This window comes from Aliiroseovarius sp. PTFE2010 (genome assembly GCF_049943335.1).
Taxonomy (GTDB): domain Bacteria; phylum Pseudomonadota; class Alphaproteobacteria; order Rhodobacterales; family Rhodobacteraceae; genus JBNFVY01.
Genome location: NZ_JBNFVY010000047.1, coordinates 1 through 422 on the forward strand (window position 1 = coordinate 1; position 422 = coordinate 422).

1 protein-coding gene is annotated in these 422 nt (G+C 62.1%); it reads left to right on the forward strand.

What is annotated here, in order from left to right:
• Positions 1 to 422: aldehyde dehydrogenase family protein (locus tag ACP2AV_RS15715; protein WP_426373709.1), on the forward strand; the 422-nt coding region annotated here is incomplete at both ends.

Genomic DNA, 422 nt, shown 5'->3' on the forward strand with positions numbered 1-422 from the left:
CGGGGCGGGTTTGACCGCAAGGCGCGCATTGCACAGTTGGATCGTCTGGCAGATGCCGTCAAACGGAACGAAGACAAGATCATCGCGGCCTGCGCGGCTGATTTTCGCAAACCCGCCGAAGAAGTGAAATTGACCGAGATTTTCCCCGTCCTTCAGGAAATCCGGCACACCAAGCGCCACCTGAAATCCTGGATGCGCGGCAAACGGGCGCGCGCCACTTTGGGCGTCTTTGGCACCAAGGCCCGCGTTCGCCCCGAGGCCAAGGGCGTATGCCTGATCATCGCGCCGTGGAACTACCCGGTGAACCTGTCGCTTGGGCCACTGGTGTCGGCGATCGCGGCGGGCAACAGCGCCATCATCAAGCCATCCGAGATGACGCCGAATGCGGCCCAGGTCGTGATCGACATCGTGGAAGAGGCCTT